13 protein-coding genes are annotated in these 16047 nt (G+C 65.0%); 8 read left to right on the forward strand and 5 right to left on the reverse strand.

Annotated features, from left to right (window positions below; genetic code table 11):
• The first annotated feature begins 664 nt into the window (after positions 1-664).
• A complete protein-coding gene (locus ACREYQ_RS11540) occupies positions 665-1795 on the forward strand; it encodes an IS110 family transposase (protein WP_432257736.1) in 1131 nt (376 codons plus the stop codon).
• A gap of 748 nt (positions 1796-2543) precedes the next feature.
• On the opposite strand, the gene ACREYQ_RS11545 is transcribed toward ACREYQ_RS11540, so the two are convergent.
• From ACREYQ_RS11545 to ACREYQ_RS11555, 3 genes are all read right to left on the reverse strand, one after another.
• Complete coding sequence (locus ACREYQ_RS11545) at positions 2544-3569, reverse strand: IS110 family transposase (RefSeq protein ID WP_432257737.1); 1026 nt, start codon at positions 3567-3569, stop codon at positions 2544-2546.
• A gap of 254 nt (positions 3570-3823) precedes the next feature.
• Positions 3824-4252, reverse strand: coding sequence for a DUF4399 domain-containing protein (locus ACREYQ_RS11550; protein ID WP_432260401.1), 429 nt, complete (start codon positions 4250-4252; stop codon positions 3824-3826).
• 64 nt (positions 4253-4316) lie between these two features.
• Positions 4317-4742: a DUF4399 domain-containing protein gene (locus ACREYQ_RS11555; RefSeq protein ID WP_432257738.1), complete on the reverse strand. Its 426-nt coding sequence runs from the start codon at positions 4740-4742 to the stop codon at positions 4317-4319.
• Between the two features lie 437 nt (positions 4743-5179).
• Here ACREYQ_RS11555 and ACREYQ_RS11560 point away from each other — a divergent pair, with 437 nt between their 5' ends.
• Positions 5180-6259 carry a formylglycine-generating enzyme family protein gene (locus ACREYQ_RS11560; RefSeq protein ID WP_432260402.1) on the forward strand — a complete coding sequence of 360 codons (1080 nt, stop codon included), beginning with the start codon at positions 5180-5182 and terminating at the stop codon, positions 6257-6259.
• Between the two features lie 37 nt (positions 6260-6296).
• Here the strand turns inward: ACREYQ_RS11560 and ACREYQ_RS11565 are convergent, their stop codons facing one another.
• Positions 6297-8360, reverse strand: a complete 2064-nt coding sequence (locus ACREYQ_RS11565; protein ID WP_432257739.1) for a serine/threonine-protein kinase — start codon at positions 8358-8360, stop codon at positions 6297-6299.
• A gap of 408 nt (positions 8361-8768) precedes the next feature.
• Between ACREYQ_RS11565 and ACREYQ_RS11570 the strand changes: the two genes are divergently transcribed.
• From ACREYQ_RS11570 to ACREYQ_RS11590, 5 genes are all read left to right on the forward strand, one after another.
• Positions 8769-9038, forward strand: coding sequence for a hypothetical protein (locus tag ACREYQ_RS11570; protein WP_432257740.1), 270 nt, complete (start codon positions 8769-8771; stop codon positions 9036-9038).
• 55 nt (positions 9039-9093) lie between these two features.
• Positions 9094-9363: a hypothetical protein gene (locus tag ACREYQ_RS11575; protein WP_432257741.1), complete on the forward strand. Its 270-nt coding sequence runs from the start codon at positions 9094-9096 to the stop codon at positions 9361-9363.
• Between the two features lie 91 nt (positions 9364-9454).
• On the forward strand, positions 9455-9727 hold the full coding sequence (locus ACREYQ_RS11580; protein ID WP_115215534.1) for a hypothetical protein: 273 nt from the start codon (positions 9455-9457) through the stop codon (positions 9725-9727).
• Between the two features lie 104 nt (positions 9728-9831).
• Positions 9832-10074 carry a hypothetical protein gene (locus ACREYQ_RS11585; RefSeq protein WP_432257742.1) on the forward strand — a complete coding sequence of 81 codons (243 nt, stop codon included), beginning with the start codon at positions 9832-9834 and terminating at the stop codon, positions 10072-10074.
• 824 nt (positions 10075-10898) lie between these two features.
• Positions 10899-12803 (forward strand): DEAD/DEAH box helicase, encoded by a 1905-nt coding sequence (locus tag ACREYQ_RS11590; RefSeq protein ID WP_432257743.1) that lies wholly within the window; start codon positions 10899-10901, stop codon positions 12801-12803.
• A gap of 181 nt (positions 12804-12984) precedes the next feature.
• Here the strand turns inward: ACREYQ_RS11590 and ACREYQ_RS11595 are convergent, their stop codons facing one another.
• Positions 12985-13806: an IclR family transcriptional regulator gene (locus ACREYQ_RS11595; protein WP_432257744.1), complete on the reverse strand. Its 822-nt coding sequence runs from the start codon at positions 13804-13806 to the stop codon at positions 12985-12987.
• Positions 13807-13933: 127 nt separating this feature from the next.
• On the opposite strand from ACREYQ_RS11595, the gene ACREYQ_RS11600 reads away from it, so the two are divergent.
• Positions 13934-16006, forward strand: coding sequence for a metallophosphoesterase (locus ACREYQ_RS11600; RefSeq protein WP_432257745.1), 2073 nt, complete (start codon positions 13934-13936; stop codon positions 16004-16006).
• The last annotated feature ends 41 nt before the right edge of the window (positions 16007-16047 follow it).

Here is a 16047-nt window from a genome sequence, read left to right on the forward strand (position 1 = left end):
TGCGGTGTGGTGGTGGGGAGGGGCCAACGGATTTTTGTGGTGGTGTTGGTTGGGGGGCGACAGGGGGGGGGATTTCGATGCTGTCGTAGGTTGGACCGCCTGGTTCCGCCCTGCTGGGCGGGTCACTTTTTGGCCGAGCGCCAAAAAGTAACCAAAAAACGCGTCGCCTCAGGCGGCTGGCCACCCATTCCACGGTGTGGGTGGTTCGGGCGGTGGTGATTTCCGTTCGGTGGGGTTGGTGGTTCAACCCTGCTACGCTCCCGGGATGTGCCTTGCGTCCAGGGACTATTGGACGAACCCGACTTTAGGCTGTTGGCAGCCTTCTAACGAGGTTATCGGTAGGACGCCTACGGCTGCGCTGCGCGCACTCAGTATCGCAGGTCGGGTGCTCGGGCACGGAGTGCGTCGCTGCGCTCGCACGGCGTTGTCGCGGATGATGCCGGGCCAAAAGCAGGGACCAGGAAATGGTCGTTCGTTCTGCCACGTTAGGGCGTGCGCGAAGCGCAGCCGAAGGCGTCCCACCGACGACGTGATTAGTCAGTATGACTCCCCTGGGGCAAGAGGGCTGGCCCGCCGCGAGGAATCAAACGCGGGTTAGCATGACTGCCAGAGCCGCACGGTGTGGACAGTGCCACACCCGGCGATTTCCAGCGCGGAGGCCAGCATGGAACACGATAGCACTTTGTATGTCGGTCTGGACGTCCATAAGGACTCGATCACGGTCGCCTATGCACTCGGCATGGGCGAAGTGGAACTGCTTGGTAAGATCGGTACGTCGCAGGCCGATATCGATCGCCTGTGCAAGCGCCTGCAGTCCAAAGCGCGCCACATCCGGATCGTCTACGAGGCCGGCCCCTGCGGATATGGCCTTTACCGGCAGCTTGCAGGAAAAGGGGTCGAGTGCATGGTATGCGCACCGTCACTGATCCCGAAGAAGCCCGGTGAGCGTGTCAAGACCGACCGACGCGATGCGGTCAAGCTTGTGCGATCGCTACGGGCCGGCGACCTGTCGGCGGTGTACGTGCCCAGCGTGGAGGATGAAGCCTTCCGGGATCTGTCGCGCGCGTGGGTCAGCGCCAAGAACGATCTGAAGCGTGCACGGCAGCGACTGAAGGCCTTTCTGCTCTCGCACGGGGTTCGCTACACCGGCAAAGCCGACTGGGGCCCGGCACACCAGCGTTGGTTGAGCCAATATGCGTTCGACAGCGTGTGGCAGCAACTTGCCTTTGAGGAATATCGACGGACCATCGAGGACCGGATTGCGCAATGCAGCCGTCTCGAAGCGGCCCTGCGCGAGGCAATGGTCAACTGGCGCTTCTATCCGGCTGTACTGGGCTTGCAGACCATGCGCGGCATCGACTTCACCACGGCGGTGGGCATGCTCGCCGAGTTGGGCGATCTCTCGCGCTTCGCGCATCCGCGCCAACTGATGGCCTGGCTTGGTGTAACGCCCGCCGAACACTCGTCGGGCGAGAAACGGCGCCAGGGCAGCATCACCAAGAACGGCAATAGCTATGCAAGAAAGCTACTGGTCGAGGCGGCCTGGAGTTACCGACACCCGGCACGCGTGAGCCCTCAGATCCAGCGCCGGCACGAAGGTATTCCAAAGGCCATCGTTGACCGATCCTGGGACGCCCAGGTTCGACTTTGCCGGCGCTATCGGAGGCTGGCCGCTCGCGGCAAGAACCCGAACATTGCGGTGGTTGCGGTGGCCCGCGAACTGAGCGGCTTCATCTGGGACATCAGCCGCCTTGCGATGTCCCTCTCAGTACCAAACGAGGCGCGGACAATGTAACCAGGCACCGGGGGGTACAAATCAACCTATCCGACAAACTACTGGGAGGCCAGTTTCCTGAAGGCGGCGTAGCCCGGCACACGAGCAACCCGCGTCCCTGCTAGGCAACGGATTCCATCCGACTTGCGGCCTTAGTTAGCGGCAGGCTCATTGAGCGGACCTCTGTAATGCGGTAACCAACCCGCGGATATCAGCGTGATCCACCGTCGAGACTTACTGCTACGCCGCCCTCAGGAAATTGGGAACAGCATGGAACTATGAAACCCTGAGCCAAACAATCTCGATTGACACGGGAAGTCATATCAGCAGGCTGCCAATAGCCTAAAGTCGGGTTCGTCCAATAGTCCGTTGATGTGGGCACAGACAGGGTGCGTAGCAGGGTCGAACCACCAACCCCACCGAACGGAAATCACCGCCACTGGAACCACCAACGCCGTGGAATTGGTGGCCAGCCGCCTGAGGCGACGCGTTTTTGGTTACTTATATGAACGCGCCCCGGTTTGCAAGGTAAAGCCAACATCAGGCTTGGACAGGATTGGCTGCAGACTTATATCCGGCCTTGCGGTGCAGGCCTGGCCTGCAGGCCCTGATGGATTTCGCCGGGAGTGTCCCTATCTTTTGGCCGTGCTTTGAGCACCAGTAACCAATTGGGCTTGCACTCCCGCGGTCCAACCTGTTTTGCCATCACGTGGACATTACCCTCGCAACCTGTGGACGGGTTCCTTGCTTGCTAGCTCAGGCCTGCCCGCTAGGCAGGCCTGACCGAGACGTAGTCTCGGTCATAGGTGCGGTCGTGGACCAACAGGGCCCAGATGGTACGCACCGTCTTGTTAGCCAGGGCAACAGCCGCGACGTTTTTCGGCCGTCGCTGGGCGAGCATCAGGCTCCAGCCGGGCTGGTTCTTTCTGCGCAGATGACTCAGCACGACCCGAGCGCCGTGAATCAGCAAGGTGCGCAGATAGGGGTCGCCGCGTTTGCTGATGCCGCTCAGCCAGACCTTGCCGCCGGTGCCGGTCTGTTTGGGCACTAGGCCAAGATAAGCCGCCAGTTGGCGCCCGGACTTGAAGGTGTGCGCGTCGCCAATGGTGGCAACCATGGCCGTGGCGGTAAGCATGCCGATGCCGGGAATGGCCAAAATCGTTTTGCAGGCCTGACTTTGCCGACCCCAGGTATCAATGCGTTGATCCAGGCGAGCTATCTCTTGATCGAGCCGTTCGATGCTTTGCAATTGTTCGCGCACGAACTCGAACAGCAAGGGCGGCACGTCCTGTTCGATTTCGTCCATTCGTTGCACGATTTCCTGCAGGCCAATCCGTAGCCCGGGACGGATCCGGATTCCGAACTCAAACAACGTGCCGCGCAATTGGTTGACCAGCATGGTGCGCATCTTCACGCGCAGCTGGCGCATGGCGTGCAGGCTGAGCACGCACTGTTGCGGCTCGGTCTTCGGGGCCACGAACGGCATCCCGGGCTGCTGCGCCGCGGTCCAGATAGCCTTGGCATCGGCCGCATCGGTTTTGTTCGTCTGCACGAACGGTCGCACGTACCTGGCGTGCAGCAGCACTGGCTCATGACCCAAGGCTTGCAGTTGGCGGGCCCACCAGTGCGCGCTGCCACATGCTTCGAGCGCGATACGTCCGGGCTCGCGATTCGCGAGAAACTCCAGCAGCTTGGGCCGGCTGAAGCGGCGGTTGGAACACTTGCCGGAAGGCTCGACCCAATAGAGCTGGAAGACAGTCTTTGCAATATCCAGGCCGTAAGTCGTAGTATTCATCTCGGGTCCCTCCATCCTCGCGTGGTTGGTGACACTCCCACTCTGGCACATCGATGCCGTTTCGTGATGGGGGACCCGCCTATCCTGTCACGTTTCCCCGGATGCACAACTGAACTACCGGCGCCTTTGATCGGAGGGCCGGGGCGCGTTCATTCCATCTTTTGTCGCTCGGACAAAAGTGACCCGCCCTTCAGGGCGGAACTGGGCATTCGAACAACTACCAGATAGATGCAGCAGGAAAGGCAGCCCCCCCTTCACTTCACATAAATCGTAATCTTCTTCGAATAAACCGGCGGGTTAGTAGGAATATGCTTGTCATCCCCCATCAGCAATTGCAACGTGTGCGTCCCAGGCGGCAACTCAACCATCGTCTCCGTCTCCCCCGCCCCGAAATGCAGATGATTCCGATCATTGGGGATTTCCTTGTCCATCGGCGGCAGATCGACGTCGATCAACAGATGATGGTGCCCGGTATTCGGGAACTTCACATCCTTGGGCGCCACCCCCATATTCCGCAACCCGAACCACACCTTGAACGGCTTGCCCGCGGGCAAGGTCTGCCCGTTATTGGGCCAGCCGATATAGAGATAGGCGTTCGGCGGCGCCGGCGTCGAACCACCCTGCACCAGCGCGGACAGCAGCAGGCTGGCGGCAAACACAGCCGCGGCAAGTATTCTGGACATGACGCTCTCCCCTGTTTCCTGATCGGCCTCGGTCGGCATGCGCGGCGGCGCACGCACTGCACCGCTATTTCACCGTGACCGTGATCTTCTTCGAATAGATCGGCGGCTCGAACGGCACATGCTTGGCATCGCCTACCAGCAGCTGCAACGTGTGCTTGCCAGGCGGCAGTTCAATGCGCGCGTCGGTCTCGCCCGCGCCGAAGTGCAGGTGGTTCTTGTCCGAAGGGATTTCCTTGTCCAGCGGCGGCAGATCGGTGTCGATCAGCAGGTGATGGTGCCCGCAGCGCGGCGATTCGACGCCCTTGGGGCAGACGCCCATATTGCGCAGGCCCATGCGCACCCAGAACTTGCCGCCGCTGATGACCGCACCATCGTACGGCCAGATGATGTAGGCCTCGGCATTGGGCGGGGCCGCCGTCGACAACGACAGCGAGGGGGCGGCGGCCAGCGTTGCGGCCGCCAGCAGGCTGAACAGAAATCGTCTGGACATACGCGGCGCCTCCCGGAGTTCTGTCCGAAACCCGATCACGTTGTCCCGAAAGCCCGTTCTTGTTGCTTGTTGGCCAGCGCTCGGCGATTCGTCATTCAGGTTAGGACGCAAGCCCGGAAAAAGCGACCCCGGCGTGCCGCGGCGGCATGGGAATGCTCCGCCGGACACACAAGTGCTGTGCTATCTTGAAGCAAGCCGGTCGACGTCTCGGCAACACCACAATGCGCCCCCACGCATAGGCTGGCAGGTACCAGCATGCGGCGGGATCGCGGCGGCTCCAGCGAGGTGTGAAGATGTGGCGCAATCTACCAGTCGTACGCGTGGCCGCGGTAAGCGCAATGGCCACAATGACCGCGATCCTCGCCGCCGCGCCGTTGGCCGCGCTGGCGGTTACCGCTGATGCACCGCGCACTGAGCCACTGCTGCTCGCCGGCATCATGCCCAAGAACACGGACGAGCAGTACGAACTGACCTTCTGGGAATCGATCAAGAACAGCAACTACGCCGCGGACTACGAGGCCTACCTGAAGCAATACCCCAACGGGCGCTTCGCTGTGCTGGCCAGGGCGCGCCTGGAGCGGCTGGCGGCGAGCGCCTCCGCGCCCAAGGCACAAGCCCCCACGCCACCGCCACGCTCCAGCACTTCCGCCGCTGGTCAGGTCTCGCGCCCGCCTGCTCCGCCCGCCCCCGCCGCACCTGCCACCGCAGCGCGTCCTGCAGCGCCACCGGCTGCGCCGCCGGCAGCAACACCGCCGCGCCCGGGCGTGGCGGCGGGCGGCGCGGTCAGCGCCACGCTGCACAATGGCGAGATCCGCGATTGCCCGGCCTGCCCCGTGCTGGTCTCCCTGCCGGCCGGCAACTTCACCATGGGCAGCAGCACCAGCGATCCCGCCGAGAAGCCCCCGCATCACGTCACCATCGGCCAGCCCTTTGCCATCGGCCGCTATGAGGTCACGGTCGAGCAATGGAATGCCTGTGCCGACGCCGGCGGCTGCCAGCGCATTGCCACCGTTGCCGAAAGCCCGAAGAGCGCGCCGGTGCGCGATGTCAGCTGGGACGATGCGCAGCAGTATGTGGCCTGGCTCAGCAAGACCACCGGCAAGAGCTACCGGCTGCCGACCGAGGCGGAATGGGAATATGCGGCGCGCGGCGGCACCGCCAGCGCCTACTGGTGGGGCGACCAGATGCGCAAGGGCAATGCCAACTGCAAGGACTGCGGCGAGCCCTGGAACCCCGACGCGCCGGCCACGGTCGGCTCGTTCGCGGCCAACCCGTATGGCCTGTACGACGTCAATGGCAGCGTGTGGGAATGGGTTGCCGATTGCTGGCACAGCTCGTACAAGGGCGCACCCGTCGACGGGCGCGCGTGGAACGAAAACGGCTGCGGCGCGCGCGTGATCCGCGGCGGCTCCTGGCGCGAAGGGGCGAGCTACATGGTGTCGTCGACGCGCTTCAAGTACAGCGCCAGCGTGCGGCAATCGCAGAACGGCTTTCGCGTAGTGCGCGACATGAAGTAACTAGTGGCGGAAATGCCAAGCCGGCCTCGGACAGCCGTCAGCGCGCGCGCGTGGAGATCTGCACCAGGTCCGCGCTGATGCGGTCCTGGCCGTACGTGCGCGCCATCTGCGCGAGCGGCTTTTCCAGCGCCCGCAGGTAATCCTGCCGCGACTCGACCTCGGCGCGGCGTGCCGCGAACAGCGGCGCCGGCGTGGTCAGCAGCACCACCACTTCGGTGCCGAAGGGCGCGGAGACGACCCAGTCGCCACTGTCGCCAATCGTGGCGCTGTACCCGGGCGGCGCCTGGTTGGCGGGTATGTGCGTGCTCGGCACCATATGCGCCACCTTGCCGTCGGCCGCGAAGTAATCGACGTAGACATAGGAGTCCTGCGCCGGCGTGCGCAACTCCAGCACCATTGGCGAGCCCTCTGTCAGCTGCGTGCCCTGGCCGCGCAGGCGCAGTGACGAGGCCGTCCCGCCCTGCCGCTTGCCCGACCAGTACGGCGCGATCATCGTCGCCACGTCGCACTTGTCAGCGGCCAGCGGCTGGGTGTCCACCGCCATGCTCTTCAGCGCCCTGGCGCCCGGCAGGCGGTTGAGCTGTTCACGCAGGCGCGCCGCGCCCACGCTCTCGGCCAGGAGGCCGCGCACGTGCAACGTCTGGCCCTGCTGCGTGGCGGTGAGCAGCGAGCATGGCACGGCGGCCAGCAGCTTGCCGACCTCGGCCATCGACAACTCCACCGGACGGGCTGCCGGTGCGGGCATCGGCGCGGCTGGCGTCGCAGGCGCCGGCGCGGCCGGGGTGACAGGCGCTTCGGCGCGGGAGTCGGTGGCCGGGGCCTGGGCCTGGCGCTGCGAATGCCAGGCGTAGTAGCCGAGCCCCGCCACGCCCGCGAGCACGGCCAGCACGCCGCCCGCCATGCGCGGGTCGGGGCGGCGCATAGGCGCGGCCGGCACGGCACTCATGCCCTGCAGGAAGCACGCGACCGTCGGCGTGCGCGTCTCGCGGTCGAGCGAGAGCGCCTCGCGCAGGGTCTTCCATTGCGTGCGGCTCAACTGCGGCGGCTGCACCGGCTTGAGCGCGGCATCGCGCGCCTGGTTGGCCGAGAGCCGCTGGTAGGGATGCTTGCCGGTCAGCAGTTCGTAGCTCACGCAGGCCAGCGCGTAGATGTCGTCGCGCGGGTCGGGCTCGCGGTGCTCGAACATCTCGGGGCTGGCATAGGCGGGGGTCATGCCGCCCAGCGAGCCGGGATCGAATACAGTGCGGTCGGATTCGTCGGCCGGCGGCAGGAAGCCGCGCGCAATGCCGAAGTCGATCACCTTGACCTCGCCGTTGTCGGTCAGGAAGACATTGGCGGGCTTGAAGTCGCAGTGCACGAAGCCGCGCTCGTGCGCGTACGCCAGCGCGTTGCCCATGCCATTGATGATCGGCATGGCGCGCGCCATCGGCATGCCGGCAAAGCCCGGGGCCTTGAGCACATGGTTGAGCGACGAGCCGGACAAATATTCCATGGTCAGGAAGACCACCGGTCCGTCGCGGTCGAAGTCATAAACGGTGACGATGTTCCGGTGCGCAAGCGTCTGCGCCTTGCGCGCCTCGCGCTGCAGCGCCATCAGCGACTTGGGATGTCCGCTGAACTGCAGGTTCAGCACCTTGATGGCGATGTACGGCTTGCGGTCCGAGGCCTCCAGCTTGCGCAGGTCGAGCGCCTTGTAGACCGTGCCCATGCCCCCGACACCCAGGCACTCCTCCAGCACGAAGCGGCCGTTGAGCGTATCGCCCACGCCCTTGGTGTGCGCCGTCTGCGGCAGCGTGCCCGGCTCGGGCGTGGCCACGTACATCGAGCCGGTTTCGGTGCCGGCCAGGCGCGTGGCTTCGGTGGCGCCCTCGTACTGGGTGGCGCCGCGGCGCTCGATGCGCCGCATGACTTCCGCATAGACCGCCGGCGGGAACGGAAAGCGCGTGTTTTCCTCGATGACCACGCGCGCGGCCTGGCTGGGCGTGGTGGGATCCTGCGCCAGGGCGGTTTCGATCGACGCAACAAACTCGTCGTCGGAGAGACCACCGTTCTGGAACTTGCGGATCAGGTCTTTGAGACTGGCCACGGGATGCCCCGACATGGTTGCTGGCAGGGCTTGGTCCCACCGTGCGGATATGCCCTGCCTTCGATGGATACTAGTGCGCACCCATGGCATGCGCAATCCATGCGAAGCCGGTGTGCAATGCCGCGCGCGGGCCGCACGGGCCAGCGGTGGCCGTTGCAGAGCGCCACTGTCGCGGCCGCGCCAACACCCGTGTGCTGCCTGTTGGCCGCGGCCCGTCACCCGCGGCCCGCGGCACGCGCCGCAGCCAGTGCGCCCAAGCCGACATCGAAGATAAATCCCTCATATTTTCAGGTAGTTGCGCGTGTCCGGCGAGGTCGGCCACGGCCTTGGCACAGTCCCTGCGTTAGTACCTCCCGAGCGCGACACCAACCCGATGCTCGAAACCCAACCCAAGGCAACACCTTCCTTTACCAGGAGACCATCATGACCACGCTGACCATCAAGGATCTGTCCTCCACCGAAACCCTGGACCGCAAGGGCATGCACGCCGTGCGCGGCGGCCTCGCCTACCTGCCGTTCGCCGCGGTCTACAGCCCGGTGAAGGTGTCGATCGACAAGAGCATCAACGCCATGCAGGACATCGCCCAGCTGCAGTCCGTCACCAACATGAACGGCAACGGCTCGGCCTTCCTGGACCACGTCAAGTCCGACGTGCGCACCAACCAGAACGGCACCAACAACATCTACGGCTGAGCCCTGGCGCCCGCAGACTGAACCGAAGCACTGACTACCAATACCGGAGACCATCATGACCACGCTGACCATCAAGGACCTGTCCGCCGCCGAAACCCTCGACAGCAAGCGCATGCACGCCGTGCGCGGCGGCCTCGCTTACCTCCCCTTCGCCGCCGTCTACATGCCGATCAAGGTGTCGGTCGACGACAGCATCAAGGCCACGCAATCCATCGCGCAAATGCAGTCCGTGACCAACCTGAACGGCAACGGCTCGGCCTTCCTGGACCACGTCAAGTCCGACGTGCGCACCAACCAGAACGGCACCAACAACATCTTCGGCTGATACACGGATGCGCAGCACGCGCGCAGACGCCGCCCCAACGCAGCAATCTGCGCGCCAGCTGCCCCGACACCCCACGCAAAGGAGCACCATCATGTCAACCATCCTCGTCCGCGATCTGGCCCTGAGCAAAGAACTCGACCGTGCCTCGCTGTGCGCCGTACGCGGCGGCAATTCGTGGCTCAGCCGCGGTATCGGCGACGTCGGCCCGCTGGCCAACGTCACCGTCAACGTCAACCAGAACATCGCGCAGTTGCAGGCCATCAACGTCAACACGCTCAACGGCAGCTTCGTCGGCCCCGGCGCCGGCCCGGTGCGCGTGAACGTCAACCCGGCGCAATGGGGCGGCAATTTCGCCGCCGTCTGAGCGCACCGCGCGGCGGGCCCGCGGGCAAGAGCGCGGGCCGCCTCGCCTATACTGAAGCGGTCCCGCGGCCGCATGGCCGTGGCCCCGCTTGACCGGAGACAGCCATGGCAGTGATCGTCATCAAGGATTTGCCCGACAGCATCGATCTCGACCGGCAGGCCATGACCGCCATCCTCGGTGGCGGGCGCACCGCCGGCGGCCAGGCATGGCATGGCCTGCGGCGTCAGGGCGCCGCGCGCATCGTCGACTACCCGGGTGGATTGCCTGGCAACCGCCTCGCGATGCCGCGCGAGCAGCCCCTCGGCCGGCTGCCGCGCAAGGCCGCGGGCAAGGACGCCGAGGACTGAGCGGCAACCGGGAACGAACCGGGAACGCCCAAATGAAAAGCCCGCCATCGCTGGCGGGCTTTGGATGCGGACGGGCCCGGACCACCTGGGTCACGCGGTCAGCAGTTCGGTCATTCTGTTCCCGGCAGGCTTCCCATGATTCCGCCCATGAAGCGGACGCCCATCCGGACCACCCGGATAGCCGCAGGAAGACCTGGCGCGTGGAGTCAATGACCGCAGTGCTCGCCGCGAACAGCGGCCCAATGCCGCTGGAAGAGGTCAAGCGGGAGCGTTTTTCGTCCGCCCCGTGCGGGCATCCTGTGTGCTCGCGCCTCCAGTATAGGCGGGGCTTTCCGGCTTGCAACCAGCATGGCGCGGGCCCTGTCCCCGAGGTGCCGAACGCCTGACATATCCGGTTACGCTTTCGCAGTGCAACAAAAATTTCTGACTCTGCTATAATCCGCGCCGTGAGTTTCGCAACTGTGAGATCCGCCAAGCGCCCGGCTACCTGCCGCGGCGAATCCGCTGCCCTCCCAAGCTCTGTTTCCTCGCTGCCGGACGCCTAATCATCACAACATGGCCCCAGCCGCCCAGCAGAACGCACCGCTCACCTGACGTCGCCTCGTCTCCGATCCTGTTGAACAGCCTGAAACCTGAGCTGTTTGCCTGCCAGGGATTCGGCCGGACCGCCTAGCGGAACCAGCCACCGCCCTGCCTGCCGCCGTACTGCCAGCTGTGTCTGTCGTAACGGCCTCACCGATTGGCGCCGAAGCCTTTTTAAAGACTTTGCACTGCGCCCACCCCATTGCGTTCGGGGTGCCATGCATTTATTTGACCATTCCGACATGACCCAGCACGACATTCGTGCGGAGCAAGCTATTGCCTCCGCGACCGACGCTTCGATCACTTCCGACGCTGCCCAGAGCCCGCTCGACAAGCTCGACGCCCTGCTCAACCCCAGCCCGGCTGTGGAAGCCCCGGCCGTGGAAAGCGGTTTCGCCACGCTTGGCCTCGATCCGGCCATCCTGCGCGCCCTCTCCGAACTGAACTACAACACGCCCACGCCGGTGCAGGCCCAGGCCATCCCGGCCTTCCTGGCCGGCCGCGACCTGCTGGTCTCGAGCCAGACCGGCTCGGGCAAGACCGCCGCGTTCATGCTGCCCGCGATCCAGCGCATCAGCGAGATGCCGGCGCCGCAACGCTCGACCGAGCCCGCCAAGCGCATGAAGGGCAAGCGCCCCCGTCCGTCGCCGGCGCAGCCCGCTCTGCTGGTGCTGACCCCGACGCGCGAACTGGCCCTGCAGGTGACCGAAGCCGCAGCCAAGTACGGCCGCAACCTGCGCCGCATCGTCTGCGCCAGCATCCTGGGCGGCATGCCCTACCCCAAGCAGCTGGCCGCGCTGGCCAAGATGCCTGACATCCTGGTGGCCACGCCGGGCCGCCTGCTCGACCATATCGACGCCGGCCGCATCGACCTGTCGGCCCTGCAGATGCTGGTGTTCGACGAAGCCGACCGCATGCTCGACATGGGCTTTGCCGACGACATCGACGCCATCGTCAATGCCACCCCGGCCACGCGCCAGACGCTGATGTTCTCGGCCACGCTGGATGCCCGCATCGCCCAGCTGGCCTCGCGCCAGCTGCGCGACCCGCAACGCATCGAGATCGCCGCGGCCCGCGCCGACCAGAGCCATATCGAGCAGCGCCTGCACTTCACCGACGACATGTCGCACAAGGAACGCCTGCTGGACCACCTGCTGCGCGACGCAACGCTCAAGCAGGCCATCGTCTTCACCGCGACCAAGCGAGATGCCGATTCGCTGGCCGAGCGCCTGTCCGACACCGGCTTCTCCGCCGGCGCGCTGCACGGCGACATGACCCAGGGCGCGCGCAACCGCACCCTGACCGCCCTGCGCCGCGGCAACCTGCGCGTGCTGGTGGCCACCGACGTGGCCGCGCGCGGCATCGACGTGCCCGATATCACCCACGTGGTGAACTTCGACCTGCCCAAGCAGGCCGAGGACTACGTGCACCGCATCGGCCGTACCGGCCGTGCCGGCCGCTCGGGCACCGCCATCAACCTGGTGAACCACAACGACATGTTCCAGTGGAAGCGCATCGAACGCTTCACCAACCAGCGCATCGACGCTTCGGTGATCGAGGGCCTGGAGCCGCGCCGCTCGCCCAAGCCGCGTTCGAACTTCGGCGGCAAGCCGGGCGGCGCCCGCGGTGACTTCCGCGGCAATGGCGGCGGCTACCGTGGCGGCGAACGCAGCTTCGGCGACCGCAAGTTCGGCGGCGGCGAGAACCGCACCGGCTTCGGCGAGCGCAAGTTCAGCGGCGAAAGCCGCGGCTTCGGCAACCGCACGGAAGGCGCGCGCCCGTTCGGTGACGACAACCGCGGCGGCTTCGGCAACCGTGAAGGCGGCTACCGTGGCCAGGGCGCCCAGGGCACCGGCTACCGCGGCGCCAGCGACGGCGCGCGTGGCTTCGGCAACCGCGAAGGCGGCCGCACGTTCGGCGACGACAACCGTGGTGGTGGCTTCGGCAACCGCGACGGCGCCGCGCGCAGCTTCGGCGACGGCAATCGCGGCAACGGCGGCGGCACCAGCGGCGGCTACCGTGGCAACGGCGAAGGCCGCAGCTTCGGCAACCGCGATGGCAACCGTGACGGCAACCGCGGCTTTGGCGGCGGCTTCGGTGGCAATGGCAGCGGCAATCGCAACAGCCGGTCGCGCTACGAGCGTTGATGGGGCGGTGCGCTGAGCGCACCTGAACGGGGGCGTCAGCCCCCTTCAGCCAGCCACAAGATGTGTGAATGAAGCGGGGTCAGCCATTTCGGCTGACCCCGCTTTTTTTTGGTCTTCATTTCCGGCGCTTGCGTGCGGGCAGCCGGACGACGCGCGCAGAAATCATGCCCGCGACCCGGCCTCATACATCGGCCAGGCCAAGCTTGTACTCGATGCTTCTGACCAGATTGACAAGTCTTGGCCCGAGATCCTTCTCCAGATGCTCGCGATTCGTGGCATAGGATGGGACGGTCAGATTGAATGCCAGATGCATGCCGTTCACCTCGGCCCGCATCGGTACCGCCACGGCTGCCAGCGTTGGCCGCCAATCTCCCATCGCGATGCAAAAATCCGTAGCCAGGATCTGACTGAACGCCTCGGTCGTGGCAGCGCCAAACTGAGCCCAGTCCTGCGCATGGGTCTCTTGCAGCCGCCGCAGGATGACAGCACGGTCACGCTCCATGTAGCTGGACAGCAAAGCCCTGCCGATCGCGGTGCGCAGGAACGGCCGGGTCGAGCCGATATCCGGCTTGCTGGAACTGGTCTCGTTGGCCTGCACCGTTTCCACATACACCACCTGCAAGCGGTCGCGTGTGCCGATCGAGACCGGCCCGCGCGCATAACGCGCCAGTTCCAGCATTTCAGGAGACGCGATCTGGCGCACGGTCAGTTGCGATAGCAATGGATAGCCAAGCGACAGAACCGCGGGGCCCAGGGTGTACTTGCCGGTTCTGCGGTCACGCCGCAGATAGCCGAGCCCCATCAGTGTGAACGTCAGGCGCGTCACCGTCGGCCGCGACAGCTGCAGCCGTTCAGAAATGTCCTTGTTGCCTAACGCTGTCAACCCGCTGCCGAAGCAGCCGAGCACGGCCAGGCCATTGGCAAGCGTGGACGCGAACTGCGGATTCGCCTCCAGCGCAGCGGGATCGACCAGTTCCGCGCCGCCTGCATCGAGATCTTCCAAAGGGGCCCTCCTGTTGATTTGGCCTTGACATTATATCGAACGACAACCACACTAAAGTTCAACTATGCGGTTTTGAATTCCACTATTCGGTTATCAAGACCAGATAACGCCAGGAATGGAGTGAACAATGCTTAAAGCCAGCCGTGCGGGGCACGGGGATCCCCTTTTTTCCTTCGTTGTGGTAGCCGATACCCATATCAACGAGCAGGACGGTGTATCCAGTTCGCCATTTCCGCGGAGCAGGCTGGCCAACGACCGCGCGCGGCACGTGTTCCAGGAAATCGCCGCCATGGAGCCGGCACCAAAGTTCGTGGTTCACCTTGGCGATATCGTCAATCCGGTGCCGTCGCTGCCCACGTTCCAGGATGCCGTGGCGCGTTACCGGGAAATCACGGCACCCGTGACCATTCCGGTGCACCTTGTCCCGGGCAATCATGATGTGGGAGACAAGCGCGTAGAGTGGATGCCCGCAGGCCAGGTGTGCGAGGCGTACCTGCAAACGTACCGGGAGGCTTTCGGGCGCGACTACTTTGCTTTCCAGGAGCGCGGCATACGATTCATTGTGGTCAATTCACTGCTGCTGAATTCCGGCCTGCCGGATGAGGCTACCCAGCAGGCATGGCTGGAGCAGCAGGTCGCGGAGGCGATCGCGGACGGGCAGCGGGTCTTCCTTTTCATGCACTACCCGCCCTACATCTACTCCAGCGCAGAGCGCGGCAACTACGACAACATCGATGAGCCGGCACGGAGCTGGCTACTGTCGCTGATCCGCAAGCCCGGCGTGGAGGCGATATTCGCCGGCCATGTCCACAACTTCTGGTACGACCGCATTGGCGACGCCGAGTTTTACACCCTGCCATCCACCGCTTTCATGCGGCACGATTTCACCGAGTTCTACCGCGTCGCGCCGGGCGTGGAATTTGGTCGAGCCGATGTCGAGAAATTCGGCTATTTCGTCGTCGATGTCTTCCCGCAGGGGCATGTCGCCTATTCGGTGCGCACCATGGGGGCGCAGGCGAAGGCCGGCGAGCCGCCAGCAAGCCCCCAGCTCCGCCATCTGGCCCACCCCAAGACCTCTTCATTCGACTGCGTAGGCGTGGAACTGCGTCATCCCTGGGCCGAGAGCATGCAGATCACGGCCACCGGCGGTGTGCAGGAATTCGGCAGGAAATGGGCGCGCAACGACTATCCGCTGCTTGCACTGTGGGAAATGGGCGTGCGCCTTTCGAAAGTAACAGACCTGGATGTTCTCGAAGAGGAGTCTCGCTCGCGGATGCGGTTGCTGGCCCGTCTTGGGCACAGCCATATCGTCACGGTGCTGGGAGGGCCGAAGGCCGCATTGCTTGCCGCGGATACGGGCGATTGCGGTGTGGCCGCCTACGAGGTCAACACCACGCTCGATGCCTTCCTGCGCCAGCGGGATGCCCTGCGCAAGCTTCGCCATGACACCGGCACCGGGATCTACTTCTCCAGGATCCATGCCTTCGACGACTCGCACTACGACGGCAAGCACTTCAGTCACTTCATCAAGGCCGGCTTCACCCTCGATGACCTCGAACAGCGGCAGGAGACTGTGGCGCAATGGCGTGAGGATGGATATATAGACGGCGTGACGGTCCGCATCGAGACCGACCAGCCGCTGGTGCCGGCAGCCCGGCGGCTCGCCGCGTTTGTCAGGAACTCGGGGTGCAAGGTGCTGGCTTCGCTGAAGACGAGCGGGCCGAGTCTCGCAACCGAGCAAGCCGATGATCGCGGCATGGTCGCAAAGACGGCACAGGCAATGATCCTGTCCAAGGCATCACCCCATATCCGCTACGTGTTCGACACCTTCATGGACGTGGACAGGGGCTATTTCCCGCGCCACGGCTTCATTGACCGCCGCTTCGATCTTCGCCCTGCGGCACACGCGTTCACGACGCTCGCGGCGCTGTTTTCCCAGGAGACACTGCTCGAGCTCACCGATGATCCTGCAGCATCGGACGGGATGCTTTGCTTCACGGCCCACGGCCAGCCGTACCTGTTGCTGTGCCTGGATGCGCCCCGTGCGCTGGAGAGCCTCGCGCGGGAGCAAGCGCAGAGCATCGTTCACGATCTTGTCACCGGCCGGCGGGACACCGCCTCCGGCCACGCCGAGGCGTTCAAGGCAAGGTTGCCGGATCAGGATGCGCAACTCCAGGTCTTGCTGATCCGTCGCGCATAGGCCGCCGACGCATTCCATCCGTTCTCCAACCCACAGGAGAA

It is taken from the genome of Cupriavidus sp. TMH.W2 (assembly GCF_050847365.1).
Lineage (GTDB): Bacteria > Pseudomonadota > Gammaproteobacteria > Burkholderiales > Burkholderiaceae > Cupriavidus.